Source organism: Actinosynnema sp., assembly GCF_052038725.1.
The window spans coordinates 1-13,646 of sequence record NZ_JBQGCX010001265.1 but is presented as its reverse complement, the minus strand read 5'-3'; the positions used below and the strand labels follow the sequence as shown (position 1 = coordinate 13,646).

At 71.9% G+C, this 13,646-nt stretch carries 9 protein-coding genes; all 9 read right to left on the bottom strand.

Annotated features, from left to right (window positions below; genetic code table 11):
• Window positions 1–84: 84 nt before the first annotated feature.
• Window positions 85–648, bottom strand: a complete 564-nt coding sequence (locus ACTUAL_RS26735; protein ID WP_440902182.1) for an acyltransferase — start codon at window positions 646–648, stop codon at window positions 85–87.
• Window positions 645–1,742, bottom strand: a complete 1,098-nt coding sequence (locus ACTUAL_RS26730; protein WP_440902181.1) for a DegT/DnrJ/EryC1/StrS family aminotransferase — start codon at window positions 1,740–1,742, stop codon at window positions 645–647. Before ACTUAL_RS26730 ends, ACTUAL_RS26735 begins: the two co-directional genes overlap by 4 nt.
• Entirely contained in the window at window positions 1,739–2,395 is a 657-nt protein-coding gene (locus tag ACTUAL_RS26725; protein ID WP_440902180.1) for a NeuD/PglB/VioB family sugar acetyltransferase, read from the bottom strand. Before ACTUAL_RS26725 ends, ACTUAL_RS26730 begins: the two co-directional genes overlap by 4 nt.
• A gap of 14 nt (window positions 2,396–2,409) precedes the next feature.
• Window positions 2,410–7,293, bottom strand: a complete 4,884-nt coding sequence (locus ACTUAL_RS26720) for a DUF4082 domain-containing protein (RefSeq protein ID WP_440902179.1) — start codon at window positions 7,291–7,293, stop codon at window positions 2,410–2,412.
• 240 nt (window positions 7,294–7,533) lie between these two features.
• A complete protein-coding gene (locus tag ACTUAL_RS26715; RefSeq protein WP_096492296.1) occupies window positions 7,534–8,649 on the bottom strand; it encodes a DegT/DnrJ/EryC1/StrS family aminotransferase in 1,116 nt (371 codons plus the stop codon).
• Window positions 8,646–9,620 (bottom strand): SDR family NAD(P)-dependent oxidoreductase, encoded by a 975-nt coding sequence (locus ACTUAL_RS26710; protein ID WP_198320445.1) that lies wholly within the window; start codon window positions 9,618–9,620, stop codon window positions 8,646–8,648. The genes ACTUAL_RS26715 and ACTUAL_RS26710 overlap by 4 nt, the downstream gene beginning before the upstream one ends.
• Complete coding sequence (rfbC, locus tag ACTUAL_RS26705) at window positions 9,617–10,219, bottom strand: dTDP-4-dehydrorhamnose 3,5-epimerase (RefSeq protein ID WP_096492295.1); 603 nt, start codon at window positions 10,217–10,219, stop codon at window positions 9,617–9,619. Before rfbC ends, ACTUAL_RS26710 begins: the two co-directional genes overlap by 4 nt.
• Window positions 10,216–11,289, bottom strand: a complete 1,074-nt coding sequence (locus ACTUAL_RS26700; protein WP_440902178.1) for a Gfo/Idh/MocA family protein — start codon at window positions 11,287–11,289, stop codon at window positions 10,216–10,218. The genes rfbC and ACTUAL_RS26700 overlap by 4 nt, the downstream gene beginning before the upstream one ends.
• A 20-nt stretch (window positions 11,290–11,309) precedes the next feature.
• Window positions 11,310–12,713, bottom strand: coding sequence for a sugar transferase (locus ACTUAL_RS26695; RefSeq protein ID WP_440902177.1), 1,404 nt, complete (start codon window positions 12,711–12,713; stop codon window positions 11,310–11,312).
• Window positions 12,714–13,646 lie beyond the last annotated feature (933 nt).

The following is a 13,646-nucleotide window of genomic DNA, read 5'->3' as shown; positions in this document are numbered from 1 at the left end:
GGGGAGGCTCCCCGACCCGGCGGGCGGCGCCACGGGGTCTCGGTCGGCCAGGCCCGGCCTGCCGAGAGCGCCGCGCTCGACCGGTCAGGACGCCCGCGTCAACCCGCTGCCATCCTCCCGGTACGACTTCGCGCAGTCCGGGCAGGTCAGGGCGTCGGTCAGGCGCTGCCCGCACTCGCACACCCACCCCTTCACCCTGGCCGGGTTGCCCGCCACGAACGCGTGCGCCGGGACGTCCTTGGTCACGACCGACCCCGCCGCCGCGAAGGCGTGCGCCCCGATCTCCACGCCGCACACCACCACCGTGCCCGCCCCCAGCGTCGCCCCGCGGCGGACCAGGGTGGTCAGCAGCGCGTCCCCGGTCCGCTTGATCGCGGCCCGCGGTCGCAGGTCGTTCGTGAACAGCACGTTGGGCCCGAGGAAGACCTCGTCCTCGCAGGTCACCCCGTCGAAGACCAGCGTCCCGTTCTTGACCGTCACCCGGTCCCCCAGCACCGCGCTGCCCTCCACGAACGCCCCGTCGCAGATGTTGCAGTCGCGCCCGATCCTGGCTCCGGGGAGCACGTGCGCGAACGCCCACACGCGGGTGCCGTCGCCGACGTCCTCGCTCTCGCACAGCCCGTTCGGGTGCACCCGCACCCCGCTCACAGGGCGGCCTTCAGCGCGGCCACCACGCGGTGCTGCTGCTCCTCGGTGATCTCCGGGAACAGCGGCAGGGAGAGGATCTCGGCGGCCACCGACTCGCTCACCGGGAAGTCCCCGGCCCCGTGCCCCAGCGAGGCGAAGGCCCCGGTCAGGTGGACCGGGGTCGGGTAGTGGATGCCCGCGCCGACGCCCGCCTCGTGCAGCGCGGCGAGCACGCGGTCGCGGTTCGGGACCCGGACCACGTACAGGTGCCACACCGGGGTGTTGCCCTTCAGCACCTCCGGCGCCAGCACGTCCGGCAGGTCGGCCAGGAGCTCGGCGTACCGGGTGGCCGCGGCGCGGCGGGCCTCGTTCCAGCCCTCCAGCCTGCGCAGCTTCGCGGACAGCACCACCGCCTGCAGGGTGTCCAGCCTGCTGTTGAAGCCCAGCACGCTGTGCTCGTACTTGCGCGGGGAGCCGTGCTCGCGCAGCAGCCGGACCGCCTCGGCCAGCTCGGCGGACGAGGTCAGGACCGCGCCGCCGTCGCCGTAGGCGCCGAGGTTCTTGCCGGGGTAGAAGCTGGTCGCGGCGATCTCGCCCAGCCCGCCCACGGGGACGCCGAAGCGGGAGGCGCCCTGGGCCTGCGCGGCGTCCTCCACGACCGGGACGCCGGGGGCGGCGGCCCGGACCAGCTCCACCGGGGCGGCCTGGCCGTAGAGGTGCACGGGCAGGACGGCCCTGGTGCGGTCGGTCAGCGCGGCCGGGATCTTCTCCGGGTCGATCAGGCCGGTCGCGGCCACGCAGTCGACCAGCACGGGGGTCGCGCCGGTGCGGGCGACGGCCTCGGCGGTCGCGATGAAGGTGTTGGCGGGCAGGACGCACTCGTCGCCGTGGCCCACGCCGAGCGCGCGCAGCGCCAGCTCGATGGCGTCGGTGCCGTTGGCGACGCCGACGCAGTGCGCGACGCCCTGGTAGTCGGCGAACTCGGACTCGAACGCCGCCACCTGCGGGCCCCCGATGAACGCGGTGCGCTCCAGCACCGCGGCCCACCCCTCGGCGACCTCGTCGGCGACCTGGGCGTGCTGAGCGCGCAGGTCCACCAGCGGGATGTCGATCACGTGCGGTTCCCCTCTCGAAGGATTCGCCTGGCCGGGACGCCCGCCCAGACCTCGCCCGCGGGCACGTCGGCCAGCACGACCGCTCCCATGCCCACGACGGCGCCCGCGCCGATCGTGAGGCCCTCCCGGACGGCTGCGCGCTGTCCCAGGTAGGCGCTCTTCCCGACGCGGACCGCCCCACCCAGCGACGCGCCGCCTGCGAAGGTGACCCCGTCGCCGACCTCGTCGTCGTGGGTGATGATCACGTGCGGCATGGCGACCACGTGCGCGCCCAGGCGCAGCGGGGTGGTCACCACGACGCCGGCGAGCAGGACCGTCCCCGGACCGGCGGAGCACCCGGGGGCGACGTGCGCGCCGGGGTGCGTGATCGTGCCGTACCGGTCCTGCTCGAGGCCGAGCTTCCTGGCCAGCGCGAGCCGCCCCAGTGGGCGGCGGGCGCTGGCGACGCACACCACGACGGCGGCATCGGGGTGCTCGTGCACGAGCTCGGAACCGCCCAGCACGGGCAGGCCGTCGAGGGCCTGCCCGTGCTTGGTCGGATCGTCGTCGAGCGCGCCGAGCGGTGCCCACTCCTCCGGTGCGAGGCGGGCGGCGGCGAGCACCTCGCGCGCCAACCCCCCTCCCCCGACCAGCAGCAGCGGTCGCGGCGTCATGCGGCCCCTCTTCCTCAGGCGGTCGTGAAGACCACGTCCACCCAGTAGTTGTTGCCCTGGTAGCTGTTCGTCGGGAACCCGCCGCCCGGCTGGAAGAGGCCGTTGCGGCTGAGCTCGTCGGTGGCGGGCGAGGACAGCTTCGGCGTGTCCACGGCGTAGCCGCCGAAGTAGCCCTGGTTGATCGCGAAGTGCCCGTTGGGGGCGGTGTAGGAGGCGATGTACGTCGTCCCCGCGGTCACCTGGAGCGGTTCGTCGAAGGTGAGCGTCTGCCAGCCGGTGGCGGTCTCGTTCGCGAACGCGCCGGTCTTGAGCGGGGTCCCGTCGGTGCTCCACACCGTGCCGGTGTGGGTGCCGGTGTTGCCCGCGCCCTTGTAGAACCGCACGCCGGTGACCTTCCCGTCGGCCTTCGGGGTGAACCGCACGCCGAGCTCGTAGCTGCCGCCGTCGTCGGCCGAGGTGGTCGACGGGACGGTGGCCGCGCTGAACAGCGAGCACGGGCAGGTCTGGTCGGCGGACGTGGTGAACGACCAGGTGAGCGGTTCGGCCATGATGTTGCCACCGTCGTCGGCCGCGCGCGCGGTGACGACGTGCCTGGTCGTCGGGGCGAGGTCGGCCTTCGGCGTCCAGCTGACGGTGCGCCGGTCCCCGGAGAGGGTGATCGTGCCGTCGATCCTGGCGCCGCCGCCGTCGGTGACCGCGAACTGGGTGTTGTTGGCCTCGACGGGCTCGTCGAAGCTCGCCGTCACGGTCGGCCGCGCCTCGACGCCGGTCGCGCCCGCCAGCGGGGTGTTGCCGGTGGCGACGGGCGGGGTGGTGTCGCTGCTGGGCGTGTAGACGACGTCCACCCAGTAGTTGTTGCCCTGGTAGGACACGGTCGGGAAGCCGCCGCCCGGCTGGAACACGCCGTTCGGGCTGCCGTCCCCGGTGCGGGGCGCGGTGAGCGGCGGCGCGTCGACGCCGGTGGCCTGGAAGTAGCCCTGGTCGATCGCGTAGTGCCCGTTGGGGGCGGTGTACGAGGCGACGTAGGTCAGGCCGGGCGCGACGGTCACCGGGTTGGTGAACACCAGGGTCTGCCAGCCGGTGGCGGTCTCGTTGACGAAGGCGCCGGTGGCCATGCGGGAGCCGGTGGAGGTCCACAGGGAGCCAGTGTGGGTGCCGGTGTTGCCCGCGCCCTTGTAGAAGCGCACGCCGGTGATCTGGCCGCTCTGCGTCGGGGTGAACCGGACGCCCAGCTCGTAGCTGCCGCCGTCGTCGGCCGAGGTGGTCGACGGGACGGTGGCCGCGCTGAACAGCGAGCACGGGCAGGCGGCGGTGCGGGTGGTGATGAAGGACCACTCGGCGGGCGCGGTCATCGCGTTGCCGTTGGCGTCGGCGATCAGGGCGCTGGCGCCGTAGCGGGTGTTGGGCTGGAGCTTGCCGGTGGGCGTCCAGGTGAGGGTCTTCTGGTCGCCGGACAGGGACACCTCGCCGTGCAGCTTGGCGCCGCCGGGGTCGGTGAGCCAGACCTGCGCGGAGGCCGGGTCGACCGGCTCGTTGAAGGTCAGCGCGAGCGGCGCGGCGAGCGCCACGTCGGTGGCGTTCGGCGCGGGCGTGCGCCCGTCCAGGGTCGGCGGGGTGGTGTCGCCGTTGAGGCCGTTGCGGAAGACCACGTCGACCCAGTAGTTGGCGGAGTTGTAGCTGGCGTTCGGGAAGCCGCCGCCGGTGCCGTAGCGGAAGACGCCGTTGGGGCCGTCGACGCCTGCGGCGAGGGCGCGCAGGGCGCCGTAGGCCGCGGTCTGGCCGTTGAAGTAGCCGGGCGTGACCGCGTAGTGGCCCTTGGGCGCGTAGTACGACACCACGTAGGTGGTGTTGGCCTGCACGACCACCGGGGAGGCGAAGGTCAGGGTCTGCCAGCCCGAGGTGCTCTCGCCGGTGAAGACGCCGGTGGCCAGGAGCTTGCCGGTGGCGTCCCACAGGGAGCCGGTGTGGGTGCCGGTGTTGTTCGCGCCCTTGAAGAAGCGGACGCCCAGCACCTCGCCCTTGCCGTTGAAGCGGACCTTGGTGCCCAGTTCCACGGGGGTGGCGTCGTCGGCGCTCTGCGTCTCGGGCGAGGCGAAGTCGTCCCACACGGTGCAGGGGCAGGCGGCCGGGCGGTGCGAGCCGGTGGTGAAGGTCCAGGTGTGCTCGGGCGTCTGGTTGCCCGCGGCGTCCCTGACCCGCACGGAGGCGGTGTAGGTGGTGCCGGTGCGCAGCTCGGCGCTTGGCGTGAACTGGGCGGTCTTGCCGTCGCCGGTGACCGAGGTGGCGCCCGCGACCTGGCCGTCCGGGCCGGTGAGGGTGAACTGGGTCGAGGCCGGGTTGAGGCCCTCGTCGTAGGCGGCGGACAGGGTCGGGGTGAGGCCGACGCTGGCCGAGGACGAGACGGGGCTGGTGGAGACCAGCTCGGGCGCGCGGGTGTCGGGGCCGGGGTCCGGGGCCCACACCACGTCGACCCAGTAGTTGGTGTCGAGCGAGCTGCGGTTCGGGAAGCCCGCGCCGCCGCGGAAGACGCCGTTGGCGTTGCCGAGGTCGCCGGGTGCGCCGCTGGGGCGCACGGTCTGCGGCGCGGTCAGCGGCTCCAGGTAGCGGGAGGAGAAGCTGAAGTACTCCGGGTCGGAGGCGAAGTGGCCGGTGGGCGACAGGTAGGACACGACGTAGGTGGTGTTCTTGTCGACCTTCACCGGGATCGGGAACGCCAGGGTCTGCCAGCCGCTCGCGGTCTCGCCGGTGAACGTGCCGGTCGCCAGCTGGCGGCCGTCGGCGGTCCACAGGGTGCCGACGTGGGTGCCGGTGTCGTTGGGGCCCTTGTAGAAGCGCACGCCGCGCACGTAGCCGTCGGTGTTGGACTGCCACTTCACGCCCAGCTCCAGGGCGCCGCTGTCGGCGTTGTCCGGGTTCTTGGGCTTGTCGGCGTCGGTCCACAGGCCGCACGGGCAGGTGCGGGCGCCGACGCCGGGGGTGGCGGAGACGGGGCTGGACAGGTTGAGCGAGTCGTCGACCGCGCGGACCTGCAGGGTGGCGGGTCCGGACTTGGTCGGGGTGTAGGTGTAGCTCCAGGCGCTCTGGCCCGCGAGCCAGTTCGCCGGGTGCCAGCGGGTGCCGCCGTCGGTGGAGACCTCGACGCCGGTGACCTGGCCCGCCGCGTCGGTGACGGTGCCGGAGAAGGTGTAGGCGGCGCCGACGGTGGAGATGGCGGGCACCGAGGTGAAGGCGGCGGTGGGCGCCTGCTTGTCGGTGATGCCGTCGGTCTGGGTGAGGCCGGTCCGCAGGGTCGCGGCCTTCACGCCCATGTCGGCCAGGAAGTTGACCGTGGCCTGCTGCATCCGCACGTCGGAGGTGGGCGTGTTGGTGAGGAAGGCGTGGTCGTCGTCCAGGCCCCAGGCCCACTGCACGGTGCCCGCGCCGAACACCAGCGCGCCGCTCGTCTGGTCCTTGTAGTAGGTCAGGGCGTGCGTGGCGGTGTCGGGGGTGTAGTGGTCGCCGTAGTTCTGGAGCACGTACGGGCCGTCGAGCATGGCGACGGTGGTGCGGGAGAACTGGCCGACGCCCGCGGGCTGGAAGCCGTTGTCCGGCACGACGTTCCACTCGTAGCCGAGGGTGCCGGGCTGGAACGTGTAGGTGCTGCCGGGCGCCATGGTCTGGAGGTCGGTGTTGCGCCAGAGGCGCATCTTCCCGTACTGCGCGGGGACCTGGAGCGAGTCGTCGCGGCGGCCGTTGACGACGAAGATGTTGCCCAGCAGGGAGTTCTCCGGCCTGCCGCCGTCCTGCTCGGGGAAGCGCGGGTCGCGCCAGGTGCCGGTCCAGTCCGGGAGGCCGTCGTTCTGGGTGCCCTTGGTCTCCTTGAAGGAGGCGATGGTGCGCCAGTCGCGCTTCGTGCCGAACTTGCTGGCCTCCCAGCGGGTCTTCCAGAAGATCTCGTTGCCGGTGAGGAAGGCCAGGTGCACGCCCGCCGCGCGGGCCGCCTCGACGCTGGCGCGCTGCTCGTTCGACCAGTACTCGTCGTGGCCGACGGCCATGAAGACCTTCTGCTTCTTGATCAGCTCACCGCGCCGGGCGCTGTCGACGTCGGTGGTGTAGGTCAGGTCGTAGCCGTTGGACTCCAGGAAGCGGAGCATCGGGTACTCGGCGTTGAAGATGAAGTTCTCGTCGCCGTCGCCGCCGGTGTAGGGGCGGTTGTAGCTGACCTTGTAGGCCTGGCCGCCCTGGCCGGGGCCGTCGCCGAAGTAGAGGCTGTTGCCGCCGTAGCGGTTGTAGGCGACCCAGGTGGAGTCCGAGGTCTGGAACATGACCTTGCCGGTGGCGGTGTCGTCGCGGACGACGAACGCCAGCTCGTTGACGGCGGGCTGGTCGGCGGGCACGTCGGTGCGGCTCATCCGGGCGTAGTAGATGCCGGAGACGGCGTCCTGCGGGACGGTCCACGTGGTGGAGACGGCCCAGTTGCCGCAGTCGATCAGCGCGGTGCCGGTCGGGTAGGTCGGCATCGGCGTGGTGTCGCGGTCGCAGGCGGGCTGGTTCTGCGGGGTGGTGCGGGTGGTGCTGCCCATCAGGCGGGCGCCGGAGCCGCCGTAGTAGCCCAGGCGGTAGAGGTCGATCCGGTAGGAGGTCGCCGGGGTGAGCATCTTGAACTCGACGGTCTCGCCGGGCGCGTAGCTGATGTCGGTGGTGAACCCGAGGATCGAGTCGTCCTTGGAGGTGACCTGCCAGTCCGTCGCGCCCTGCTTGGTGTTCTCGCAGACGATCTTGTTGGCGACCGGCGCGTCGCAGGGTCCCGCCGCACGGGCGGTGGCCGCGGTGAACACGACGATCGGCACGATTCCGCTCGCGACCACCAGGACGGCCAGCAGCCCTCTCAGCAGACGCCCCGCTATCGACCCCACCATCGACAACTCAACTCCTCGAATGCACACGGTAGTGCGGCAGTCACTACTCCCCGTAGTGCAACCTTGTTGCTCCGAAAGTCGCCTATCAGCTGCAACTTGTTACGCACCAATGCATCTCGGTTGGATGACAACACGGTGGAAAATCTGATCCACTACTCAGAGTGACGACATGGGGGTAGTCGATAGCAGGCGACCGGGGTGGGTCCCCCGGTCGCCGGACTCCTCCGGCGGTCCGGTCCGCTAGGCGGTGGCGGCGGACAGCGCGGCGACGACCTCGTCCTGCTCCTCGTCGGTCAGCCCGACGAAGTGCGGCAGCAGGACGTGGTCGGCGGCGACCTTCTCGGTGACCGGCAGCACCGGGTTGTGCTCACCGGCGTGGTACACGGGCTCCAGGTGGCAGGCGGTGATGCGGCGGGTGGCCACGCCCCGCTCGGCCATGGCGGTCATGACGGCCATGCGCTCGTGCCGGACCAGGCGCACCAGGTACGACTGGTAGACGTGGCCGAGGCCCTCGGGCTCGAAGGGCGTCACGACGGCGTCGTTGCCCTTCAGCAGCTCGTCGTAGCGCGCGGCCAGCGAGCGGCGGGTCTTGACCACGTGGTCCAGCTTGCCCAGCTGCACCACGCCCACCGCGGCCTGGATGTCGGTCATCTTGTAGTTGAAGCCCACCTCGTCGTAGCTCTCGGCGATGACCGCCGTCGAGGTGTGCCTGGCCAGCGTGGACACCGAGGCGGCGTGCGCGCGCAGCGCCCGCAGCTTCGCGGCCCACTCGTCGCTGTCGGTGGTGACGACGCCGCCCTCGCCGGTGGTGAGGATCTTGCGGGCGTCGAAGCTGAACACGGTCAGGTCGCTGATCGCGCCCAGCCGCACGCCGTCGATCGTGGCGCCGTAGGCGGGCGCCGCGTCCTCGACCAGGAACAGGCCGTGCTTGTCGGCGATCGCCCGCAGCGCCTTGAGGTCGGCGGGCAGCCCGATCTGGCTGGCGGGCATGATCGCCCTGGTGCGCGGGGTGATCAGCTGCTCGACGTGCGCGGGGTCGATGTTGTAGGTGCGCTCGTCGATGTCGGCGAACACCGGCGTGGCGCCGGTGTAGCGGATCGAGTTCGGCGTGGCGATGAAGGTGAACGACGGGCAGATGACCTCGTCGCCCTCGCCGATGCCGAGCGCGGCCAGCGCGAGGTGCAGGCCGGTGGTGGCGCTGTTCACGCTGACCGCGTGCTTCGCGCCGACCTGCTCGGCGACCTGCTGCTCGAACTTGCCCGCGCGCGGGCCGACCGACAGCCAGCCGGAGCGCACGGCCTCGGCGGCGGCGTCCGCCTCCTCCTGGCCGACGTACAGGCGGGTGATGGGGATCATCGCTGCGCTCCCTGGAGTTCGTCCTGCCACCACGCGACGAGGCGGGTGAGTCCTTCGTGGAGGGACGTGGTCGCCTCGAACCCGATGCGGTCCTTGGCGGCCTCGGTGGAGGCGAGCCTGCGCGGGACGGCGTTGACCTTGCGCTCCGGGCCGTGCTCGGGGCGCAGGTCGGACCGGCCCATGACCTCCAGCAGCGCGTCGGCGAGCTGCGCGAGCGAGGTCTCCACGCCGGAGGCGACGTTGAAGATCTCGTCCGAGGCCTCGCTCTTCGCCGCGAGCACGTTGGCCCGCGCGATGTCGGTGCTGTAGACGAAGTCCATGGTCTGGCTGCCGTCGCCCAGGATCAGCGGCGGCGTGCCCTCGGCGATGCGCTCCATCCAGCGCACCAGGACCTCGGTGTAGACGCCGAAGACGTCCATGCGGGGGCCGTAGACGTTGAAGTAGCGCAGGCCCACGTAGTCCAGGCCGTGCATCTCGTTGAAGCTGCGCAGCAGGCCCTCGTTGTAGACCTTCGCGGCCCCGTAGAGGGTGCGGTTGCCGAACGGGTGGTGGTCCTCCTCGGTGGGGAAGACCTCGGCCAGGCCGTAGACCGACGCCGACGAGGCGGCGACGACCTTGGTGACCTTCTTCTCCACGGCGGCCTCGAGCACGTTGAACGTGCCGGTGGCCAGCACGTCGTGCGCCAGCCGGGGCTCCTCGGCGCACTGGGTGATCCGGATGGCGGCCTGGTGGAACAGCAGGTCGACACCGTCCATCGTGGACTTGACCAGCTCCACGTCGCGGATGTCGCCCTCGACGAAGCGGACCTTGCCGCTGGCCTCGGCGGTGGCGAGGTTGGCCATGCGGCCCCGCACCAGGTTGTCCAGCACGACGATCTCGGCGACGCCCTCGTCGACGAGCTGGTCGGCGATGGTCGAGCCGATGAGGCCGGCGCCGCCGGTGATCAGGACGCGCGCGTCACGCAGGTTCACGCTTCAACTCCGTGGTGGAAGGCCGGGTTCTCCAGGTAGGCGGCGAGGCTCGGGTTGGCCGAGTCCTTCGCGGACAGCGTCGGGTCCTCGACCGGCCACGGGATGCCCACGTCCGGGTCGTCCCAGGCCAGCAGGCCCTCGGCCTCGGGGGTGTGGAAGCCGGTGGTCTTGTACTGGACCTCGGCGACGTCGGACAGCACCGCGAAGCCGTGCGCGAAGCCCGGCCCCATCAGCAGCTGGGTGCGGTTGGTCGCGGACAGCTCGATCCCGAACCACTTGCCGAAGGTCGGCGAGCCGACCCGGATGTCGACCACCACGTCCCAGATCGCGCCGGCGGTGCAGCGCACCAGCCGGTGCTGCGGGGCGAGCCCGGTCTGGAAGTGCAGGCCGCGCAGCACCCCCCTGCTGGACCGGGAGTGGTTGTCCTGCACGAAGTCCAGGTGCAGCCCGTGCTGCTCCCAGCGGCGCTTGCTGTAGGACTCGAAGAAGAAGCCGCGCTCGTCCTCGAACCACTCGGGCTGGACCACGCGCACGCCGTCGATCTCCGTCGGCGTGACCGTCATGTCCATGCCCTGCTTGGGGGTGACCACCCCGCTCATGCAACCGCCTCTTCCCACTCGGCCGGGCGCCGCGCGTCCCGGACCCTCACGAACTCCCCGCCCCCGGCGAGGCTCGCCGAGGCCGCCTCAAGGATGGCCAGCACGCGCAGCCCCGACCAGCCGTCGGTCAGGGGAGCGCGCTTCTCGGTGATGGACGCCGCGAACTCCGCCATGACGCCGCGCAGGGCCTCGCGCTCGGGCAGCGCGGGCGCGACGGTCTCGCCGCGGCGGTAGGAGATGATCGCCTGCCTGCGCTCGGCCTCGCCCAGGTCGGCCGGGGTGAGGTCGGCGCCGCGGTCGTGCACGGAGATCCGCTGCACGATGTTCAGGTCGTCCCACACGACGGTGCGGCGCGAGCCGCCGACGATCATCGTGCGGATCTTGGTGGGCGAGAGCCAGTTGACGTGCACGTGCGCCAGGACGCCGTCGGACAGCTCCAGGGTGAGGTGCCCGATGCAGGCGCGGCCGGCGCCGATCGGGTCGGAGCCGTGCGCGGCCACGCGGGTGACGCGCACGCCGTCGGGCAGGATCGCGTCGAAGATCGACAGGTCGTGCGGGGCCAGGTCCCACAGCACGTCCACGTCCGGCTGCACCAGGCCCAGGTTGACCCGCACCGAGTCCAGGTACTGGACCGTGCCGATCTCGCCGGAGCGCACCAGGTGGCGCAGGTGCTGCACGGCCGGGGTGTAGCAGAAGGTGTGGTCGAGCATGAGGGTCAGGCCGCGCTCCTCGGCCTCGCGGACCAGCCGGTGGCCGTCCGCGTAGTTGGCCGCGAGGGGCTTCTCCACCAGCACGTGCTTGCCCGCGCGCAGGGCGGCCATCGCGACCGGCAGGTGGGTGGCGGCCGGGGTGGCGATGGCGACCGCGTCGACGGCGGGGTCGGCCAGCACCTCCTCCAGCGAGCCGGACACGCGGACCGTGGAGTAGCCGCCGAGGACCCGGTGGGCCTTGTCGGTGTCCAGGTCGCACAGGTAGCGCAGCGTCATGGCCGGGGTCGCCTGGGCGTTGCGCACCAGGTTCGGGCCCCAGTAGCCGGCGCCGATGACGGCGACGCCGATCGGCTGGTCCATCCGGTTCTCCTCAGCGGTCATCAGTAGGCCCCCTGACCGCCGAAGACGGCGCGGAAGGTCTTCCACAGGATCAGCGCGTCCAGCGCGAGCGACCAGTCCTCCACGTACCGCAGGTCGAGCCGCACGGACTCCTCCCACGACAGGTCGCTGCGCCCGGAGACCTGCCACAGGCCGGTCAGGCCGGGCTTGACCAGCAGCCTGCGCCGCACGTCGGGGCCGTACTTGGCGCTCTCCTCGGGCAGCGGCGGCCGGGGACCCACCAGCGACATGGTCCCTCCGAGCACGTTGAGCAGCTGGGGCAGCTCGTCCAGCGAGTAGCGGCGCAGGACGCGGCCGACGCCGGTCACCCTCGGGTCGCGGCGCATCTTGAACAGCACGCCGGAGCCCTCGTTGACCGACTGGAGCTGCGAGCGCAGCGCGTCGGCATTGGTCACCATCGTCCGGAACTTCAGGATCGTGAAGGGAACGCCGTCCTTGCCCACGCGGCTCTGCTTGTAGAGCACCGGGCCCCGGCTGTCGATCATGATCGCGACGGCCACGGTCAGCAGGACGGGCGCGAACAGGGTGAGCAGCACCGCCGAGCCGAGGCGGTCGAAGGTGGCCTTGACCACGCGGCGGAAACCGGTGAAGACCGGCTCGGACACCCGCAGCAGCGGCATCCCGAGCACGCCGGTGACGTGCAGGCGCGGTCCGGCGAAGTCCATCAGCGCGGGCGCGACGACCATCTCGGTGCCGGAGCCCTCCAGGTCCCAGGCGAGCTGCTGGAGGCGCTTGGGCGTCCAGTAGGCGTCGGGGGTGACCGCGACGATGCGGTAACCGCCCCGGCGCACCTGCTCGGCCAGCTCGCCGAAGCGGCCGACCACGGGGATGCCGTCCAGCTCGACGCCCATCTCGGCGCGGCCGTCGACGGTGCAGACCGCGTCGACGCGCCAGCCCAGGTGCGGGGCGCGGCGGGTGCGGCCGATCAGGTCCTTGACGGTGTCGACGTTGCCCGCGGCCAGCACCGGCAGCAGGCAGCGGCCCTCACCGCGGGCGCGGTGCAGGGGGCGGCGCAGGGCGTAGCGGACCGGGAAGGCGACCAGGGCGATGGCCGGGCCGACCAGGAACACCCAGCTCCGGCCGCCGGGCAGGCTGACGGCCAGCGCGCCGAGGCCCATGACCACGACCGCCGAGCCGATCGCGCGGCCCAGTCTTCGGAACTCCTCGGCGCCCTGGCCGAGGACGGACGCGCTCCACACCCGGTTCACGCACAGCGAGCCCACGACCACCGCGAAGGTGACCGCTTCGAGGGCGACGAGGTGCAGCGGGCCGAACGTGACGTGGTTGACCGACATGAGGTAGCCGGCCAGCAGGACCACCAGGAGGGTGCAGAGCAGGTCGGCGGCGATGACGCTGCGCCGGTACGCGGGTTCCCAGCGGTTCACCGGCGGTTGCGCGGGCGAGTGGGAGTGCGGCTGCTGCTGCGCGGTCGGTCGGGCTCGGTGGGCTGCGGTGCGACGTGTGCTCCTCGTGCGGTGGGTAGGCGCCACCCCGACGACGGCTCTGCGTCGCGTGGGCTGGACCTGCTCGCTCATCGTGGTAGCTCCCCCGGTTCGGGCGATCCGGACTTGCACGTTCGCAGGACATCCCCGACAGACCCCGCGCGCTGTGTTGGCAAATGCGCCGGGGCGATTTCTCGTCTCGGCAAACCGTGATTCGCTGAGCCGGGCGCGGACGTTACACGGACAGTGAAGGGCGTCGGCGGGTGCGATTCCTCACGGGGAGCTGCGACCACCCAGGCGGGTCAGCGGGTGACGTCGGGTCACGGATCATGACCTGCGGAAAACCCTTACCGGTGGAGGTCGGAGGCCGTCCACAGTGGTCGGACGTGTGGTGCGCGCGCGCGTGGGCACATCCATCGGCGATGGGCCTGGTTCCGTTACAGGGCGTTTTGACGGGTGGGATGAAACGTTCCGTTAATGCCGGACAAAGGCTCCCGAAGGGGCAACTCGGCCAGCGCGCGTGGCGGCCCGCAGTCACCCATTCACAGAGCGAACGCGCCTATTCGGCGCAACGGTCGCAGGCGTGGGGCAAATCTCACGCCGATCACTCCGCCGAAGGCGCGTGAGGCAGTTCACAAGGGGGAACCCGGAATGGAGTGCGCGGTTACCGGGAGGGGACGGGACATATGCGCAGCGCGATTGCGCGGGTGTGGGCGGCGGGAGGCGCGGGGGTGGTGCGGGCGGAGCAGCGGGAAGGGGCTTTCCGGGCGATCCAGCCGGCCTCCGGGGGCCGAGGGGGCCGGTGAGCAGGGGCCGCATTTCGCGGTGCGGACCAGCGGGGGCGGGGGAAGCCGCACTACCGCGGAGAGGGCGGAG